General features: G+C 63.1%; 15 protein-coding genes. 12 read left to right on the top strand and 3 right to left on the bottom strand.

Annotation, left to right across the window (positions count from 1 at the left end; genetic code table 11):
• Positions 1–17: 17 nt before the first annotated feature.
• The 3 genes from NKI85_RS03120 to erpA all read right to left on the bottom strand — a co-directional run bounded on the left by NKI85_RS03120 (position 18) and on the right by erpA (position 1273).
• Positions 18–407, bottom strand: a complete 390-nt coding sequence (locus NKI85_RS03120; protein WP_352526052.1) for a VOC family protein — start codon at positions 405–407, stop codon at positions 18–20.
• Positions 408–740 (bottom strand): hypothetical protein, encoded by a 333-nt coding sequence (locus tag NKI85_RS03115; protein WP_352526050.1) that lies wholly within the window; start codon positions 738–740, stop codon positions 408–410. It lies immediately after the preceding gene.
• A gap of 185 nt (positions 741–925) precedes the next feature.
• On the bottom strand, positions 926–1273 hold the full coding sequence (gene erpA / locus NKI85_RS03110; RefSeq protein ID WP_352526048.1) for an iron-sulfur cluster insertion protein ErpA: 348 nt from the start codon (positions 1271–1273) through the stop codon (positions 926–928).
• 73 nt (positions 1274–1346) lie between these two features.
• Here erpA and NKI85_RS03105 point away from each other — a divergent pair, with 73 nt between their 5' ends.
• The 12 genes from NKI85_RS03105 to NKI85_RS03045 all read left to right on the top strand — a co-directional run bounded on the left by NKI85_RS03105 (position 1347) and on the right by NKI85_RS03045 (position 15994).
• Positions 1347–2561 (top strand): deoxyguanosinetriphosphate triphosphohydrolase, encoded by a 1215-nt coding sequence (locus NKI85_RS03105; RefSeq protein WP_352775877.1) that lies wholly within the window; start codon positions 1347–1349, stop codon positions 2559–2561.
• Between the two features lie 61 nt (positions 2562–2622).
• Positions 2623–4380, top strand: coding sequence for an arginine--tRNA ligase (gene argS, locus NKI85_RS03100; protein WP_352775875.1), 1758 nt, complete (start codon positions 2623–2625; stop codon positions 4378–4380).
• A 103-nt stretch (positions 4381–4483) separates the two neighbouring features.
• Positions 4484–8113 carry an SPOR domain-containing protein gene (locus tag NKI85_RS03095; protein WP_352775872.1) on the top strand — a complete coding sequence of 1210 codons (3630 nt, stop codon included), beginning with the start codon at positions 4484–4486 and terminating at the stop codon, positions 8111–8113.
• Positions 8114–8232: 119 nt separating this feature from the next.
• Positions 8233–9252: a beta-N-acetylhexosaminidase gene (nagZ, locus tag NKI85_RS03090; RefSeq protein ID WP_352775869.1), complete on the top strand. Its 1020-nt coding sequence runs from the start codon at positions 8233–8235 to the stop codon at positions 9250–9252.
• Positions 9253–9310: 58 nt separating this feature from the next.
• A complete protein-coding gene (locus NKI85_RS03085) occupies positions 9311–10111 on the top strand; it encodes a segregation and condensation protein A (RefSeq protein ID WP_352526216.1) in 801 nt (266 codons plus the stop codon).
• Positions 10108–10887: an SMC-Scp complex subunit ScpB gene (scpB, locus tag NKI85_RS03080; protein WP_352526041.1), complete on the top strand. Its 780-nt coding sequence runs from the start codon at positions 10108–10110 to the stop codon at positions 10885–10887. The genes NKI85_RS03085 and scpB overlap by 4 nt, the downstream gene beginning before the upstream one ends.
• Before the next feature lie 178 nt (positions 10888–11065).
• Positions 11066–11287, top strand: coding sequence for a twin-arginine translocase TatA/TatE family subunit (locus NKI85_RS03075; RefSeq protein ID WP_352451388.1), 222 nt, complete (start codon positions 11066–11068; stop codon positions 11285–11287).
• Between the two features lie 45 nt (positions 11288–11332).
• Positions 11333–11998, top strand: coding sequence for a Sec-independent protein translocase protein TatB (gene tatB / locus NKI85_RS03070; RefSeq protein WP_352451387.1), 666 nt, complete (start codon positions 11333–11335; stop codon positions 11996–11998).
• Positions 11995–12858, top strand: coding sequence for a twin-arginine translocase subunit TatC (tatC, locus tag NKI85_RS03065; RefSeq protein ID WP_352526039.1), 864 nt, complete (start codon positions 11995–11997; stop codon positions 12856–12858). Before tatB ends, tatC begins: the two co-directional genes overlap by 4 nt.
• A gap of 270 nt (positions 12859–13128) precedes the next feature.
• Positions 13129–14574 carry a serine--tRNA ligase gene (gene serS, locus NKI85_RS37895; RefSeq protein WP_502900638.1) on the top strand — a complete coding sequence of 482 codons (1446 nt, stop codon included), beginning with the start codon at positions 13129–13131 and terminating at the stop codon, positions 14572–14574.
• Complete coding sequence (surE, locus tag NKI85_RS03050) at positions 14574–15332, top strand: 5'/3'-nucleotidase SurE (protein ID WP_352775864.1); 759 nt, start codon at positions 14574–14576, stop codon at positions 15330–15332. Before serS ends, surE begins: the two co-directional genes overlap by 1 nt.
• Complete coding sequence (locus NKI85_RS03045; protein ID WP_352775861.1) at positions 15329–15994, top strand: protein-L-isoaspartate(D-aspartate) O-methyltransferase; 666 nt, start codon at positions 15329–15331, stop codon at positions 15992–15994. Before surE ends, NKI85_RS03045 begins: the two co-directional genes overlap by 4 nt.
• The last annotated feature ends 6 nt before the right edge of the window (positions 15995–16000 follow it).

Below are 16000 nucleotides of genomic sequence, written 5' to 3'. Positions count from 1 at the left end.
GGCTGGTGGTCCGGAGACTAGCGATCTGGCGGGTGACGTTCGACAAGGCCGATCGTATTGCCTGCCGGGTCCTTTAGGAAGGCCATCCATTCGCTTTCCCCTGCCTGGCCGAACAGGCCTTCGGTGTCGCGATGGACGAGCGCCGGCGGCGCGGTGAAGGGGACACCGGCGGCTCTTGCCGAAGCGTGGAACTCTTCGAGGCCCGATATGTCGAGATAGACGGTGCCGGCCGGCAGGCCGTCAGTGAAAAGCAGGCGCACGTCACCTGCCATGATGAAGGCGATGCCCGGCGGATCGAAACGCACATGCAGGCTCATGCCGAGCACGTCGCGCCAGAACGCCAGCGTTGCATCGAGGTCGCGCCCGGCGGAAAGCGCGACCTGACGGACCGCGCCAACGCGGCGCATTCACTTACTCCCGAAAGGTTGGCACTCGGCATTTTCGGCGAGTATCTGCTCTATCGCCTCCCGCAAATGCGTTGACTGCTCGCGCGTCGTACTCTCGTGCATCCAATCACAGGCATCAAAGACGCCGCCAAGCCAAACCGGGAAGTCGTATTTCTGCTCAATGGGGAAGACCATCCGGCAGATATCAAACGGGTCCAACTCTCCTTGCAGATAAGTGCTGATACGCCGCAGGAAAACCTTGCGCGCGATGTCGCTCGCTTCTGCGGACCTGTCGTCGAAATCAGGAAATCGCCGCACAACGAGCGACTTCAATTGATCGCGGGGCTTTTCCAAGGCTTGTAACGTTCCTCGGGTTGCATCGCACGAGCTGCACGTAGTCGATGTCGTCGGCATAGCTCGGCGACGGCGCATGGCGGCTGGCCCAAGCAACAATATCGGCGTCGGAAATTGCTTCTATCTCGCGAGCGACAAGGACCGTCACAGGATCCTCACGGCCCTCGAGAAGCGGTTTCATACGTTCATATACTGAAGCTGGTGCCGCAGCCGCAGGAGGCGACCGCATTTGGGTTTCTGATCTGGAACGACTGGCCCATCAGATCGTCGACGAAATCAATCACCGAGCCGCCCATATAGACCAGCGACAGGTCGTCGATCAGCACGGTGGCGCCGTCCTTCTCGATGGCGACATCGTCATCATTGCGCTTGTCGACCAGGTCGAACTTGTAGGAAAAGCCGGAACAGCCGCCGCCCTCGACCGAAACGCGCAACGCCGTCTTGCCGGCCTCGTTCGCCACAATCTTGGCGATGCGCCTGGCGGCGGCGTCGGTCATCTCGACTTTCATAGCGGTCTTGGCATCAGCGCCCATGGGCGTCACCTTGCTTTCGGTTTCGTATGATAGGTATGAAGCGCGACGGGGCAAGTCAACTGCGGCATACGCTATGACCAACGAGTTGGGCGACATCGGATTTGGCTATCGGCCGCGCGCGGCCTATGCCAGCGACCCGGCGAAGTCGCGCGGGCGGCTGTTCGACGAGGTGGAAAGCCCGACGCGCACGCCGTTCCAGCGCGACCGCGACCGCATCATCCATTCGACGGCGTTCCGCCGGCTGAAGCACAAGACGCAAGTGTTCGTTGCGCATGAAGGCGACCATTACCGCACAAGGCTGACGCATTCGATCGAGGTGGCGCAGATTGCACGCGCCCTGGCGCGGGCGCTGCGCGGCGACGAGGATCTGGCCGAGGCGGTGGCGCTGGTGCACGATTTCGGCCATACGCCCTTTGGCCATACTGGCGAGGACGCGCTGAATGAGAAGATGGCCGCCTGGGACGGCTTCGACCACAATGCGCAGTCGCTGCGCGTGGTGACGCGGCTGGAGCGGCGCTATGCCGAATTTGACGGCCTGAACCTCACCTGGGAAACGCTGGAAGGCCTGGTCAAGCACAATGGCCCGCTGACCGATGCCAAGGGCAAGGGGCTGAAGGGGCCAGTGCCGCAGGCGATCCGCGATTATTCCGAACTGCACGATCTCGAGCTCGACCGCTTCGCCGGTATCGAGGCGCAGTGCGCGGCGATTGCCGACGACATCGCCTACAACACCCACGACATCGACGATGGCCTGAGGGCAGGGCTGCTGACGCTGGATATGCTAGAGGATGTCTCGCTGCCAGGGTCGATCCTCAAGGGCGTGCGTGAGCGCTATCCGGCGCTCGATGACGTACGCACCGGCCACGAGCTGATGCGCCGGCAGATCACCATCATGGTCGAGGACGTAATCGTCTCGACGACGGCCAATCTGGCGCGCATCAAGCCTGACAGCGCCGAAGCGGTGAGGGCGGCAGGCGAGACAATGGTGACCTTCTCCGCCGAGACGGCCGTATCGGAAAAGGAACTGAAGGCCTTTCTCTACAAGCATCTCTACCGGCATGCCGAGGTCATGCGGGTGCGCACCGAGGCCGACCAGATCGTCAGGGACCTGTTCGACGCCTATTTCGCCGATCCGCGCGCCATGCCGGATGGCTGGCGCGAAGGGCTCGACCGGGCGGAGGACCGCGTCAAGGCACGCAGCGTCGCCGATTTCCTGGCCGGCATGACGGACACTTATGCGCTCAAGGAGCACAGGCGTTTGTTTGACCATACGCCGGATTTGAGCTAGGGCGGGCTCGATTTTGCCGGCCAACGAGCCGGATCCCTGCAAAACCGTCAGAGCCATAGCAATGAACATCTTCGCCGATTTCAACGCGCGAATCATAAAGGCCGTCGAAGCGCTTGATTTGAAAGACAAGAATGGCGTGCCGCCGGACCTGTCGCGCATCGCCGTCGAGCCGCCGCGCGATGCCAGCCATGGCGACCTGGCGACCAACGCTGCGATGGTGTTGGCCAAGCCGACCGGCCAGAATCCGCGCGCGCTGGCCGAAAGGCTGGCCGAGGCGCTGCGCGCCGACAAGGATATCGCGGCCGCCGAGATCGCCGGCCCGGGCTTCGTCAATCTCAGGCTCAAGGACGACTTCTGGCAGGCGCATTTGACGGCGCTGCTCGGCGAAGGCCGCAATTACGGCCGCTCGACGGTCGGCAGCGGCAAGAAAACCAATGTCGAATATGTCTCGGCCAACCCGACCGGGCCGATGCATGTCGGCCATTGCCGGGGTGCTGTGGTCGGTGACGCGCTCGCCAATCTGATGGCCTTCGCCGGTTACGACGTCACCAAGGAATATGTCATCAACGATGCCGGTTCGCAGATCGACGTGCTCGGCCGCTCAGTCATGCTGCGCTACCGCGAGGCGCTCGGCGAGGAAATCGGCGACATTCCGGCCGGGCTTTATCCAGGCGACTATCTCGTCCCGGTCGGCCAGGCGCTGGCCGGCGAATTCGGCCGTGCCCTGCTGCAGATGCCGGACGAGGAGGCGCTTGCCATCGTCAAGGACAGGACGATCGATGCGATGATGGCGATGATCCGCGAGGATCTGGCGCTGCTCAACGTGCATCACGACGTCTTCTTCTCCGAGCGTACGCTGCATGCGAACAACGCCCGCAAGATACGCTCGGCGATCAGCGACCTGACGCTGAAGGGCCACATCTACAAGGGGAAGCTGCCGCCGCCCAAGGGCGAGAAGCCGGACGACTGGGAGGACCGCGAGCAGACGCTGTTCCGCTCGACCGCGGTCGGCGACGACATGGACCGGGCGCTGGTCAAGTCGGACGGCACCTTCACCTATTTCGCCGCCGACGTCGCTTACCTCAAGGACAAAGTCGATCGCGGCTTTGTCGAACTGATCTATGTGCTTGGCGCCGATCATGGCGGCTACGTGAAGCGGCTGGAGGCGCTTGCCCGGGCAATTGCCGGCGACGAGGTCAAGCTTACCGTGCTGCTTTGCCAGCTGGTGAGGCTTTTTCGCGCCGGCGAGCCGGTGCGCATGTCGAAGCGGTCGGGCGAGTTCGTGACCTTGCGCGAAGTGGTCGAGGAGGTCGGCCGCGACCCGATCCGCTTCATGATGCTCTACCGCAAGAACGACGCGCCGCTCGACTTCGACTTCGCCAAGGTGACCGAGCAGTCGAAGGACAATCCGGTGTTTTACGTGCAGTATGCCTCGGCACGCTGCCATTCGGTGTTCCGGCAGGCGAGCGAGCAGTTGGGCGAGGCCAATTTCGACCGCAACCAGCTGGCCGCCGAAGTGGCTTTGCTGACCGACGAGGGAGAGATCGGCCTGATCAGAAAGCTTGCCGAATATCCGCGACTGATCGAAGCCGCGGCGCTCGCGCTCGAGCCCCACCGGCTGGCATTTTACCTCTACGAACTAGCTTCCAGCTTCCACGGACACTGGAACCGGGGCACCGATAATCCCGACTTACGTTTTGTTAAGGTTAACGACCGACAATTGACGCATGCCAGACTAGGGCTGGTGCAGGCTGTTTCGGACGTTTTGACGTCCGGCCTGACGCTGATCGGAGCCAATGCGCCCACCGAAATGCGTTAGGTTTGACTAAAAAACCTGTCACCTTTTGCCCACATTGCGCTGGTAAGGGCCAACCCTACGCGACGTCCATGGCGTCCGAATGAGTGCGAGTTCGGGAACAATAATGGCAGACAGAACCCAGCTGAGAGCAGCCGACCACAACGACATCGCCAACGATGATCCGTTCGCGGAACTGACCAGGATCATGGGGTTCGACCCGCGCCAGCCGGTCAAACCGCAAACCCCGGCCCAGTCGAAAACCGCTGCCGCCGAGCCGTCGGCGGGTGAGGGCGATTTCGACATCGATCTCGAGAAGGAGTTGATGGGCGAGTTCGGCACCGACGCCAATGACAATGCTGCGCCTGCCGAGCTTCGCGAACCGGCACCCGAAACGGCCGCCGACGAGATGGATGACGCGCTTGCCGCCTCATTCGAGCAGGATTTCGCGTTCGAGGACAGTGCGGCGGACAATGCTGCTCCTGTTGCGGCCGCTCCTGTTGCTGCCGAGGAAATTGCCTCCGCCCGCACCGGGGCGTTCGCTCCCGCTGTCGAGCCGGAGTTCGACGACGAGTTCGATAATGCCGTCGCCGGCTCGCTCGAAGACGTGTCGCCGTTCGAGGACGACTTGTCGACGGGCGACGAACTTGCCGCCTCTCTCGACCAGGATTTTCGGCTCGACGACGATGTGACGGGCAAGATCGGGGCGACGAGCGATGTCGAACCCAGGGCCGCAGCCGAGGCGTACGCGCGGGTCGACGAGCCCGCCTTCGACAATGAGTTCGACAACGCCGTGGCAAGCTCGCTCGAAGACGAGCTGATGCTCGAAGAGCATGAGCCGATGGAGCAGGCCGTCGCCGGTGAAACCGCAGCGCAAGCCGCCGAGCCTGCGTTCAATGACGAGTTCGACGATGCCGTTGCAAGCTCGCTCGAAGACGAGTTGATGTTCGACGAGCATGAGCCGGCGGAAAACGTCGCATCGCCGGTTGAGGCGGTTTCGGACGATGAGAATTTTGCCGGCCATGTCGATGATGCCGTGGCCGATGTCGACATGGACTTCGACGTTCGCCCGAACGAGCCTGGCGAAATCGAAGAACCAGAATTTATCGAAGAGCTGTCGATCGAAGAACCAGAGGCCGTTGAGCTTTCCGGCACGGCCGCTGAAGCGGCGTTCGACGACGATTTCGATCTGAGCTTCGACGATGCGCTTGCCGAGGACGTCGAAGAGCCCGTGGCGCAGGTCGTTGCGGCCGAACCAGTGGCGCCGGCCGCCGCTGTCGTCCCGACGGCCCCAGTTGCTGAGGAACGCAGTCTGGAAGACGAGCTGAACGCGCTGCTGGGTGCGATGAGCACACGGCCGGCACAAGCGGCCAACGAACCTCCGATGACCCAGAAGCCTGTGACAGCTGCTCAGCAGCCCATGGCGCCTGCAATTCAGCAGCCAGCAGTGGCTGCTGAACAGCCAATCGCGGCGGCTGAAGAAGTCACCAACGAACCGGTGCATCCTGTCGGCGAGCTGGATTGGGAACTCGATGAGCACAAGCCCGCTGAGCCGCAGCAGTCCAGTGCCGCCGATGACGCCGATCTTGGTGCTGTTCTCCTCGATGAGCTTGAAGGCGAGGATTTCGGTGTTGACGCCGCCGCCGGACCTACGGATGATTTAGACAACGATGCGCTCGATGCCGACTTCGCCAGGAATATCGGCCTGGATCATGACTCGGCCGACAAGAGTGCGGCAGCTGCTTCCGAAGAAGATCCGCTAGATGCGCTGAACTGGCTGACGGCACGCGCCACACCGGCCGAGCCGGCCCGCTCGTGGAGCCGCGTGACGCCGGTCGCACAGCCTCAGCCCGCTTTTGCAAACCAGCCGGTGGCTTCGGCGCGTCCTGCACCGCAGCAGCCAGCTGCAACGCCGTCCTATCGGGCCGCGCCGGTCGAAGAGAGGCCGTCCTATGAAGGCCGGGCATCCCGTGAAGACAAGCCGTTCTATGAAGATGGGCCGTCCTATGAAGATGGGCCATCCTATGAAGATCGGCCGGCCTACACAGAAGCTGCACCAACCTCGCATCAACAGCCTTCCGCCTATGACGAGATGCCCGATGTCGAGACGGTCGACGTGCCCGAGCGCGTCGTGGCGCTGGCGGACGATCTCGACATTCCGGAGCTCAACTTCGACGATGACGAGCCAATGGCGCCCGCCTACGACGATCTTGACGCCGACTTTGCCAGCCTTCTCACCGAAATGAATGCCACGGACATAGCGCCTGCCCCGGTGCGCAGTGCTGGCTATGATGATGAATACGATGCCGGCTTCGGGTCTGGCTATAAGCAAGATCGTGGCGAGACGCGCGCCTATGGCGCCAAGCCTGTGGAAGCTCCTGTCAGCGCGGCAGCCGCTTCCTATGCCGATGCAGCGGACGATTTCGATCTGGGCACATTGCCCGGTGGCCAGCCGGTTTCGCAAGCCAACGACTTCACCTTTGACGAGCTCGACTACGATCCCGAGCTGGACGAGGCGATGTCGGTTCCGGGTCTCGCCGAGCGGGAGGCCGAAAAGCAGCCGCGCAGGCGCGGGCTGCTGATAGGAGCGGTAGTTGGCGCGGTGGCGATCGCCGGCGGCCTTGGCGCTTTTGCACTGACCTTCGGCGGCAAGGGCGGCAGCGACGCGCCGGTTATCGTCAAGGCCGATAATACGCCGATCAAGGTCAAACCGGAAAATCCAGGCGGCACCGTCGTGCCGAACCAGGACAACAAGGTCTATGACGCTGTAGTCAAGGGCACCAAGCCCGCCGAGCCCGTTCAGCAGAAGCTGGTCACCAACACCGAAGAGCCTGTGGATCTGAAGGCCAACGAGCCGGAGAGCCGCGTCGTCGATCTTTCGCCCAATGACCCCGATGCCGCTGATGCCGCTGATAGTATCGACGCGCCCGGCACCCGGGCGTCTGACACCAACGCGTCTGGCACCAACCCGTCTGGCGATACCGTAACTGCCGCCGCACCGGCGCCCAAGTCCGAGGATCGCATTGCGCAGGTTCTGCAGGAGGCCGACAAGGGTGCTAACCCCGAGATCGTCGCCGTTGCGCCACGCAAGGTACGGACGATGGTGGTGAAACCTGACGGCTCGCTGGTGGCGCGCGAGGATCCGGCGCCTGCCGCCCCGCAGATGGCTGCTGCCGAGCCGGCCGATCCGGCGCCGCAGCACGTAGCTCCGTCGACCCAGGCCGACGACGCGGCGCAGACCGGCGCCGTGCCCCTGATCGACCAAATGACAAGTGATCCGAAGAGTGGCGACCAGGCGAGTGGCGACCAGGCCGAAACCACCAAGCTGCAGCCGGCGCCCCAGCCCGACACAAAGGCTGAAGCCAAGGCCCAGCCGTCAGCCAGCAAGCAGTCCGCCAACACCCCGGCCACGGTCCCCGTGGCGCCGCAGCGTCCGTCCGACCAGCCGGTCGATGTGGTCGGCGAGGTCAAGCCCGATCAGGTTGCTTCCATCGATCCGGCCGCGGCCGGCGGTGGTTCGTGGTCGATACAGATCGCTTCGCAGCCGACAGTCGAAAGCGCCCAGGCGACTTACCAGGATCTGCAGCGCCGCTACGGCAGCGTGCTTTCCGGCCGCACCGCTAACATCGTCAAGGCCGAAATTGCCGGCAAGGGCACCTTCTACCGTGTCCGCGTTCCGGCGCAGTCTCGCAACGAGGCCATCAAACTGTGCACCGGCTACAAGGCTGCCGGCGGTAATTGCTTCGTGTCTCACTAGCGGCTCAAAGCCCCTCGAAAAGGCCGGCGCCCGCGCCGGCTTTTTTTGCGTGAACGGAAATTCCTGGAGACAATTGCGGGCGATTCCCTTTGTCCACGCGAAGCTCTAAACTGTTCCGCATGACCGAATCAAAATCCATGATCCTGGGCTGCGCCGGGAAATCACTGACCCGCGACGAGATCCGTTTCTATCGCAATGAATGCCCGTGGGGCTTCATCCTGTTTGCGCGCAATATCGGCGAGACCGAGCAGATCCGCGATCTGGTCGCCGCTATGCGCGACTGCGTCGGGCGTGCGGACGCGCCGGTATTCATCGACCAGGAGGGCGGTCGGGTGCAGCGCCTGCGGCCGCCGCTGGCGCCGAACTATCCGGCTGCCGGCGCACTCGGTGCCTTGTGGCGCGACGATCATGACGCCGGCACCCGTGCCGCCTGGCTGATGGCGCGGCTGCACGCTTTCGACCTGCTGCGCTACGGCATCACCGCGGATTGCCTGCCAGTGCTCGACGTCCCGATCGAAGGCGCCAGCGACGTGATCGGCGCGCGCGCCTATGGCAAGGAGCCGCGCGCCGTCATCGAATTGGGCCGCGCCGCGGCGGAAGGCCTGATGGCAGGCGGCGTGCTGCCGGTGATGAAGCATATTCCCGGTCATGGAAGAGCCTTCGCCGACACGCATTTCGAACTGCCGACCGTCGACGCCTCGATCGGCGACCTGCAGCGGCATGATTTTGCCCCGTTCAGGGAGCTCAACCATTTGCCGATGGCGATGACGGCGCATGTCGTCTACAGCGCGATCGATCCGAAGAACCCGGCCACCACATCCGGCAAGGTCATCGAAAAGATCATCCGCGGCGAAATCGGCTTCGACGGTCTGTTGATGAGCGACGACACCTCGATGAAGGCACTTTCTGGGGATTTCCCGTCAAAGGCGGCCGCGATCCTTGCGGCGGGCTGCGATCTGGTCCTTCACTGCAACGGCGTGTTCGAGGAGATGGCCGGCATTGCGTCGCGCACGACCGGGCTTGAACGCAAGTCGTTTGAGCGCGCGGAGCGGGCGCTGACCTATATCAGGAACCGTGACGTAGCGGACGAGACCGAGATTCGGGCCGAATTTGCCAGTTATTTCGACGCGGTGGCCTAGCATCAAAGGAAGCGAAGTGGCGGAGACATTGGACCTGAAGGCCGGCAAGGCCGCACCGATGGACCGCCTGTGGGCCGAGAACGACGATTCTCGGCTGACCGGCGATCCCGCCCTGGTCGTCGATGTGGCCGGTTTCGAAGGTCCGCTCGATCTTCTGCTGCATCTTGCCCGCAATCAGAAGGTCGACCTGTCGCGCATCTCGATCCTGGCGCTGGCCGAGCAATATCTGGTCTTCGTCGAGAAGGTGAGGGCACTGAGGCTGGAGCTTGCCGCCGACTACCTGGTGATGGCGGCATGGCTGGCCTTCCTCAAATCGAAGCTTCTGATCCCCAAGCAGCCCGGCGACGAAGGCGAAAGCGGCGAGGAACTGGCGGCGGTGCTGCAGTTCCGGCTGAAGCGGCTGGAGGCGATGCGCGACGCAGCTGCACGGTTGGTCAACCGCAACCGGCTCGGACGCGACGTGTTTGCGCGCGGCATGCCGGAGATGGTTATCGTCGAGAAGCGCAATGCCTATTCGGCCTCGCTCTATGACCTGTTGACCGCCTATGCCCAGCAGCGCCAGAAGCAGGCGGTCACCAATGTGACGATCGCCAGGCGCGGCGTGTGGTCGCTCAAGGATGCGCGCGACGTGCTGATCAGGCTGATCGGGTCGTTGCGCGACTGGACGGCGCTCGACAGTTTCCTGGTCGAATATCTGGCCGGCCCGGAAGAGCGGCGCACCGCAGTTGCCAGCTCGTTCGCCGCAACGCTGGAACTGGTGCGCGAAGGCAAGATGGAGATGCGGCAGGACCAGGTGTTCGCGCCGCTTTATCTGCGCGGCCGCGCCCAAGCCATCAAGATAGTCGAGGTGACACCATGAGCGAACGCGCCAACGCTTCGGTCATTCCGTTCAAGGTCGACGACGACGCCGAGCAAGGCATGGTCGCCGAAAACCCGGCACAAAACCAGGGGCAGAATTTGTCGCAGAATCCCGGCGAGCGGCTGCATATGGCGGAGGCCGTGCGGATGGCCGAAGCGATCGTATTCGCCAGCGCCGAGCCAGTCAGCGAAAAACAGCTCGCGGCGCGGCTGCCTGACGGCATCAACATTGCCGCGGCAATGGCCGAACTGCAGCAGATCTATGCGCGGCGCGGCGTCAACCTGGTGCGCGTCGGTGATGCCTGGGCCTTCCGCACCGCCGGCGACCTCGCCTTCCTGATGAGCCGCGACACGGTGCAGCAGCGGAAGCTTTCCCGCGCCGCCCTCGAAGTGCTGGCGATCATCGCCTACCACCAGCCGGTGACGCGCGCCGAGATCGAGGACATCCGCGGCGTCGAGACATCAAAGGGGACGCTCGACACGCTGATGGAGACGGAATGGGTGAGGATGCGCGGCCGGCGCCGCACGCCCGGCCGTCCCGTCACCTACGGCACGACCGACATTTTCCTCGACCATTTCGCGCTGGAGGAGATCCGCGATCTCCCCGGCATGGAGGAATTGAAGGGTGCCGGGCTGCTGTCCGGCCGCATGCCGTCGAATTTCTCGGTGCCGCTGCCGCCGGCCGACCCCGATGCGCTCACCGACGACGAGGATCCGCTGACCGACATCGACCTCGAGGAACTCGGCCTTTTGACCCCGCGCGTCACGGAAGATTGACCCGAGCGCCATCTTAAAGCCATAGGCAGGGCGGAACTGCGCCGATTGGTAGCGGGCTGCTGTGCCGAAAGTGCGTGACATCTGCCACTCATTCATGAACTCTGTCGCAGTTCTGTTTGAATCCGAACCCGAAAGCGCATAGATCAGCGTCTGGGAAACCGTTCGAGAGAGATTTGCTATGGGTTCATTTTCGATTTGGCACTGGATGATCGTTCTGGTGATCGTGCTGCTGGTCTTCGGCCGCGGCAAGATCCCCGAGTTGATGGGCGACATGGCCAAGGGCATCAAGAGCTTCAAGAAGGGCATGGCCGACGACGACACTGCTGAGGACAAGCGCACCGTCGAACACCGTTCCGACGAAACCGTTTCGGTACCGAAGGAAAAGGCCAGCAAAGGCTGAGCCCAAAACTTTAGTCGGCCAAAACTTGAGTCGGAACGTATAGCCATGTTCGAAGTCGGCTGGACCGAGATGCTGGTGATCGCGATCGTCATGATCGTGGTCGTCGGGCCCAAGGATTTGCCCAACATGCTGCGCACCTTCGGCCGCACAACGGCGAAGCTGCGCGCCATGGCGTCCGATTTCCAGCGGCAGTTCAACGACGCACTGAAGGAAGCCGAGCTCGACGACGTCAAGAAGTCGGTCGATTCGCTGAGAAGCCTCAATCCGGCGGCCGAGATCAGGAAACAGCTCAATCCATTCGAGCAGGCGGCCGCTGACGTCCGTTCCGGCGTCGATGCCGTGATGAAACCCAAGCCGGTCGTCGATCCCGCCACTTCGACAGAGCAGGCAGCCGAGCCGCTGAAGAACGGCGCAACGACGATGCCGGGCGTCAGTCCGCCGGAGCCGACGCCGGCCACGCCGATCTTTCCGGCGATGACGGACGAGTCCGTCGTGGCACCGGCAGTGCAGGCGCAAACGACTGCAGCGGCCGTGCCGCAAAAAGCATCGGCGGCAAAGAAGAAGCCGGCGTCTGCGAAGGCAGCGGCTGCCGTGCCGGCCAAGCCGGCAAAGACCGCTGCGCCAAAGGCCGCCACGAAAGCTGAGCCGAAAGCTCAATCGGCAGCAACGAAGAAGCCGGCCGCCAGGAAAACGGCGGGAGCCGCAAAGTGAGCACTTCGGATAAGGAACAGGACGAAATCGAAAAATCGTCGGCTCCGCTGATGGAGCACCTGATCGAGTTGCGCCGGCGGCTGATGTGGTCGATCGGCGGTTTCTTCGTCGCTTTTCTTGTGTGCTTCTTCTTCGCCAAGAAGCTGTTCAACCTGCTGGTGATCCCGTTCAGATGGGCCACCCAATGGGCCGGGCTCGATCCGCACAAGGTCGAGCTGATCTATACGGCGCCGCAGGAATTCTTCTTTACCCAGGTCAAGCTCGCCATGTTCGGCGGCATGGTCATCGCCTTTCCGCTGATCGCCACGCAGATCTACAAATTCATCGCGCCCGGCCTCTACAAGAACGAGCGCAATGCCTTCCTGCCGTTCCTGATCGCCTCGCCGATCCTGTTCCTGATGGGCGCGTCGCTGGTCTATTTCTTCTTCACGCCGATGGTGATGTGGTTCTTCCTCGCCATGCAGCAGACCGGCACCAACGACCAGGTGCAGATTTCGCTGCTGCCGAAAGTGTCCGAATATCTCAGCTTGATCATGACGCTGATCTTCTCCTTCGGCCTGGTGTTCCAGTTGCCGGTGGTGACCAGCCTGATGACGCGGGTCGGCATGCTGTCGTCCCAGGGCTTGGCCGAGAAGCGCAAATGGGCGATCGTCATCGCCTTCGTGGTGGCGGCGGTGCTGACGCCGCCCGACCCGATGAGCCAGATCGGCCTCGCCATTCCGACGATCCTTCTCTACGAGGTCTCGATCTGGTCGGCCCGGCTGATCGAGCGCAGCAAGGAGCGCGACCGTGTGGCCCGCGAAAAGCAGGACGCCAGGGAAGAGGTGGCCGAAAAGCCGGCGGACGCGTCTTCGACGTAGCTGCGGTTGGGCGGTTGGCATCTTTGTTCTTGCTTTGTGCCGGCAGCTATGCTACTAATCTGGGTATGGTGCTGATTCGCGCCGACGACCCGCCTACTGAGGCGGGTTTTTTGTTTCAGGGTTTGAAAGTTCCGGTGTTGCCGGCCTGAGCGGGGCGCGAAGGAACTCGGCTTGACATCTTGCATCGGTCAATGATGCGGTTTACGCCCTCTGGTCTTTGTTTTGGGCATGTCGTTGCCCCGAAACCGCCGTGCCGAGGACGAACAGACCATGCTTGACATCAAATGGATTCGCGACAACCCGAAGGCCCTTGTCGAGGCGCTCCAGAAGCGCTCGTGGTCGGCCGAGGAGGCGCAGTCCACGGTCGACGACCTGATCGCCGCGGATGAGGCGCGACGCGAGCATCTGACCGAGTTGCAGACCAGGCAGGAACGCCGCAATGCCGCATCGAAGGAGATCGGCAATGCCATGCGTTCGGGCGATGCAGCCCTTGCCGAAAGGCTGAAGGCCGAGGTCGGCGAGATCAAGGCCTTCATCCAGAATGGCGAGGCGCGCGAGCGCGAGCTCGACAAGGCGCTGAACGACGTGTTGGCGGTGCTGCCCAATGTGCCGTTCGATGACGTGCCGATCGGCAAGGACGAGCACGACAATGTCGTCAAGCGCGTCGTCTGCAAGGTGCCGACCCGCCCGAATTGGGTAAAGGAGCATTTCGAGATCGGCGAAGCGCTCGGCATGATGGATTTCGAGCGTGCCGCAAGGCTTTCGGGTTCGCGCTTCACGGTGCTCAAGAACCAGCTGGCGCGGATGGAGCGCGCGCTCGGCCAGTTTATGCTCGACCTGCACACGACCGAGCACGGCTACGAGGAGATCGTCCCGCCGCTGATGGTGCGCGACGAGGCAATGTTCGGCACCGGACAATTGCCGAAATTTGAGGACGATTTGTTTGCTACAGCAAGAAATCTGACTTCGATTGAAAAGGTTGTACGAGCGCTTGCTTCAGCACAAGACGCGGGCTCACCAGATGTCGACGGTCGCTCTGCGCGACAACGAATTGTGGATGCTCTGGTGGGGCAGCCGGAAGAGACGTTCGTCTCGGCATCTATACAACGCCTTTGGCTCATCCCAACGGCCGAAGTGCCGCTGACAAATCTCGTGCGCGAGGAAATCACGCCGCACGAAAAACTGCCGCTGCGCTATACCGCGCTGACGCCGTGCTTCCGTTCGGAAGCGGGCTCGGCCGGCCGCGACACGCGCGGCATGCTGCGTCAGCACCAGTTCTACAAGGTCGAGCTGGTGTCGATCACCGACCAGGAATCGTCGCTTGCCGAGCACGAGCGGATGACCGAATGCGCCGAGGAGGTGTTGAAGCGGCTCGGCCTGCCGTTCCGCACCATAACGCTGTGCACCGGCGACATGGGCTTCGGCGCACGCAAGACCTACGACATCGAAGTTTGGCTGCCCGGCCAGAACACCTATCGCGAGATCTCTTCGTGCTCGGTATGCGGCGATTTCCAGGCGCGGCGCATGGACGCCCGCTACAAGGACAAGGACGGCAAGGGCAATCGCTTCGTCCACACGCTGAACGGCTCCGGCACGGCCGTCGGCCGCGCTCTTATTGCCGTCATCGAAAATTACCAGAATGAGGATGGCAGTGTAACCATTCCTGAAGCGCTTCGGCCTTACATGGGCGGCCTGGAAAAGATCGAATCGAAATAATGCGCATCCTCCTGACCAACGACGACGGCATCCATGCCGAGGGTCTTGCATCGCTCGAACGCATCGCCCGCACGCTGTCGGACGACGTCTGGCTGGTGGCGCCGGAACAGGACCAGTCCGGCTATGCGCATTCGCTGTCGATCTCGGAGCCGCTGCGCCTAAGAAAAATCGGCGAAAAGCACTTTGCCGTGCGCGGTACGCCGACCGACTGCGTCATCATGGGCGTGAAGAAGATCCTGCCGGCAGCCCCCGACCTGATCCTGTCCGGCGTCAATTCCGGCGCCAACATCGCCGACGACGTCACCTATTCGGGCACGGTCGCCGGCGCCATGGAAGGCGCGCTGCTCGGCGTGCGCTCGATCGCCATCAGCCAGGCCTATTCCTATGTCGGCGAGGATCGCGTCGTTCCCTACGAGACCACCGAAGCGCTGGCGCCGGCGCTGCTCGAAAAACTTGTCGCCATGCCGTTGCCGGACGGCGTGCTGCTCAACGTCAACTTTCCGAATTGCCCGCCCGAAGAGATCGCCGGCACGGTCGTTACCTCGCAGGGCAAGCTCGTCCACAGCCTGTGGGTCGACGAGCGCCGCGACGGCCGCGGCCTGCCTTACTATTGGCTGCGCTTCGGCCGCGAGCCAGTAGAAGGCAAGCAAGGCACCGACCTCTATGCCATGCGCAATCGGCTGGTGTCGGTGACGCCGCTGCAGCTCGATCTCACCGCGCATGAAATCCGCGATCAACTGGCCAAGGCGCTCGCATGAACTTGAACCACGCTCCGGCGGTCGACGACCGCGAAGGTTTTGCCGCCTTTCTGCTTCGCCTGCGCGGCAGGGGCACGGTGCCGAAGGCGCTGATCGCCGCCTTTGAGGCGACGCCGCGGCGCGGCTTCCTGTCGGCCCACTTCCATTCGATCGCCTGGTCGGACCGCATGCTGCCGATCGAATGCGGCGAGGCCATCGAAGGCACCGACCTGCAGGCGGCGGTGATCGCAGCACTTGCCATCGAGCCGGGAAACCGCGTGCTCGAGATCGGCACCGGGTCCGGCTATACGGCGGCGGTGATGTCGCGGCTTGCCGCTCGGATCGTCACCATCGACCGTTACAAGACGCTGGCCGAACAGGCCCGGCAGCGCCTCGAGGCACTCGCCATCGGCAATGTCATCGTGCGCCAGGCGGACGGTTCCAACGGGCTGGCCAATGAAGCGCCGTTCGACCGCATCGTCGCCTGGGCAGCGTTCGACAGCCTGCCGCGCTTCCTGCTCGACCAATTGTCGAGCGGCGGCATCGTTATCGCGCCGATCGGACCCGACGAAGGCGAGCAGGTGCTGGCCAAGCTGACCAAGGTCGGCAGCCGCTTCGAACGCGAGGATATCGGCCTGGTGCGCCTGCAGCCGATCCTGCACGGCGTCGCCGCGGTCATCTGACTTAAA

This window comes from Mesorhizobium sp. M0571, from assembly GCF_040320985.1.
GTDB lineage: Bacteria > Pseudomonadota > Alphaproteobacteria > Rhizobiales > Rhizobiaceae > Mesorhizobium.
Note: the sequence above shows the minus strand (reverse complement) of the source record. Positions and strands in the feature narration are given on the sequence as shown.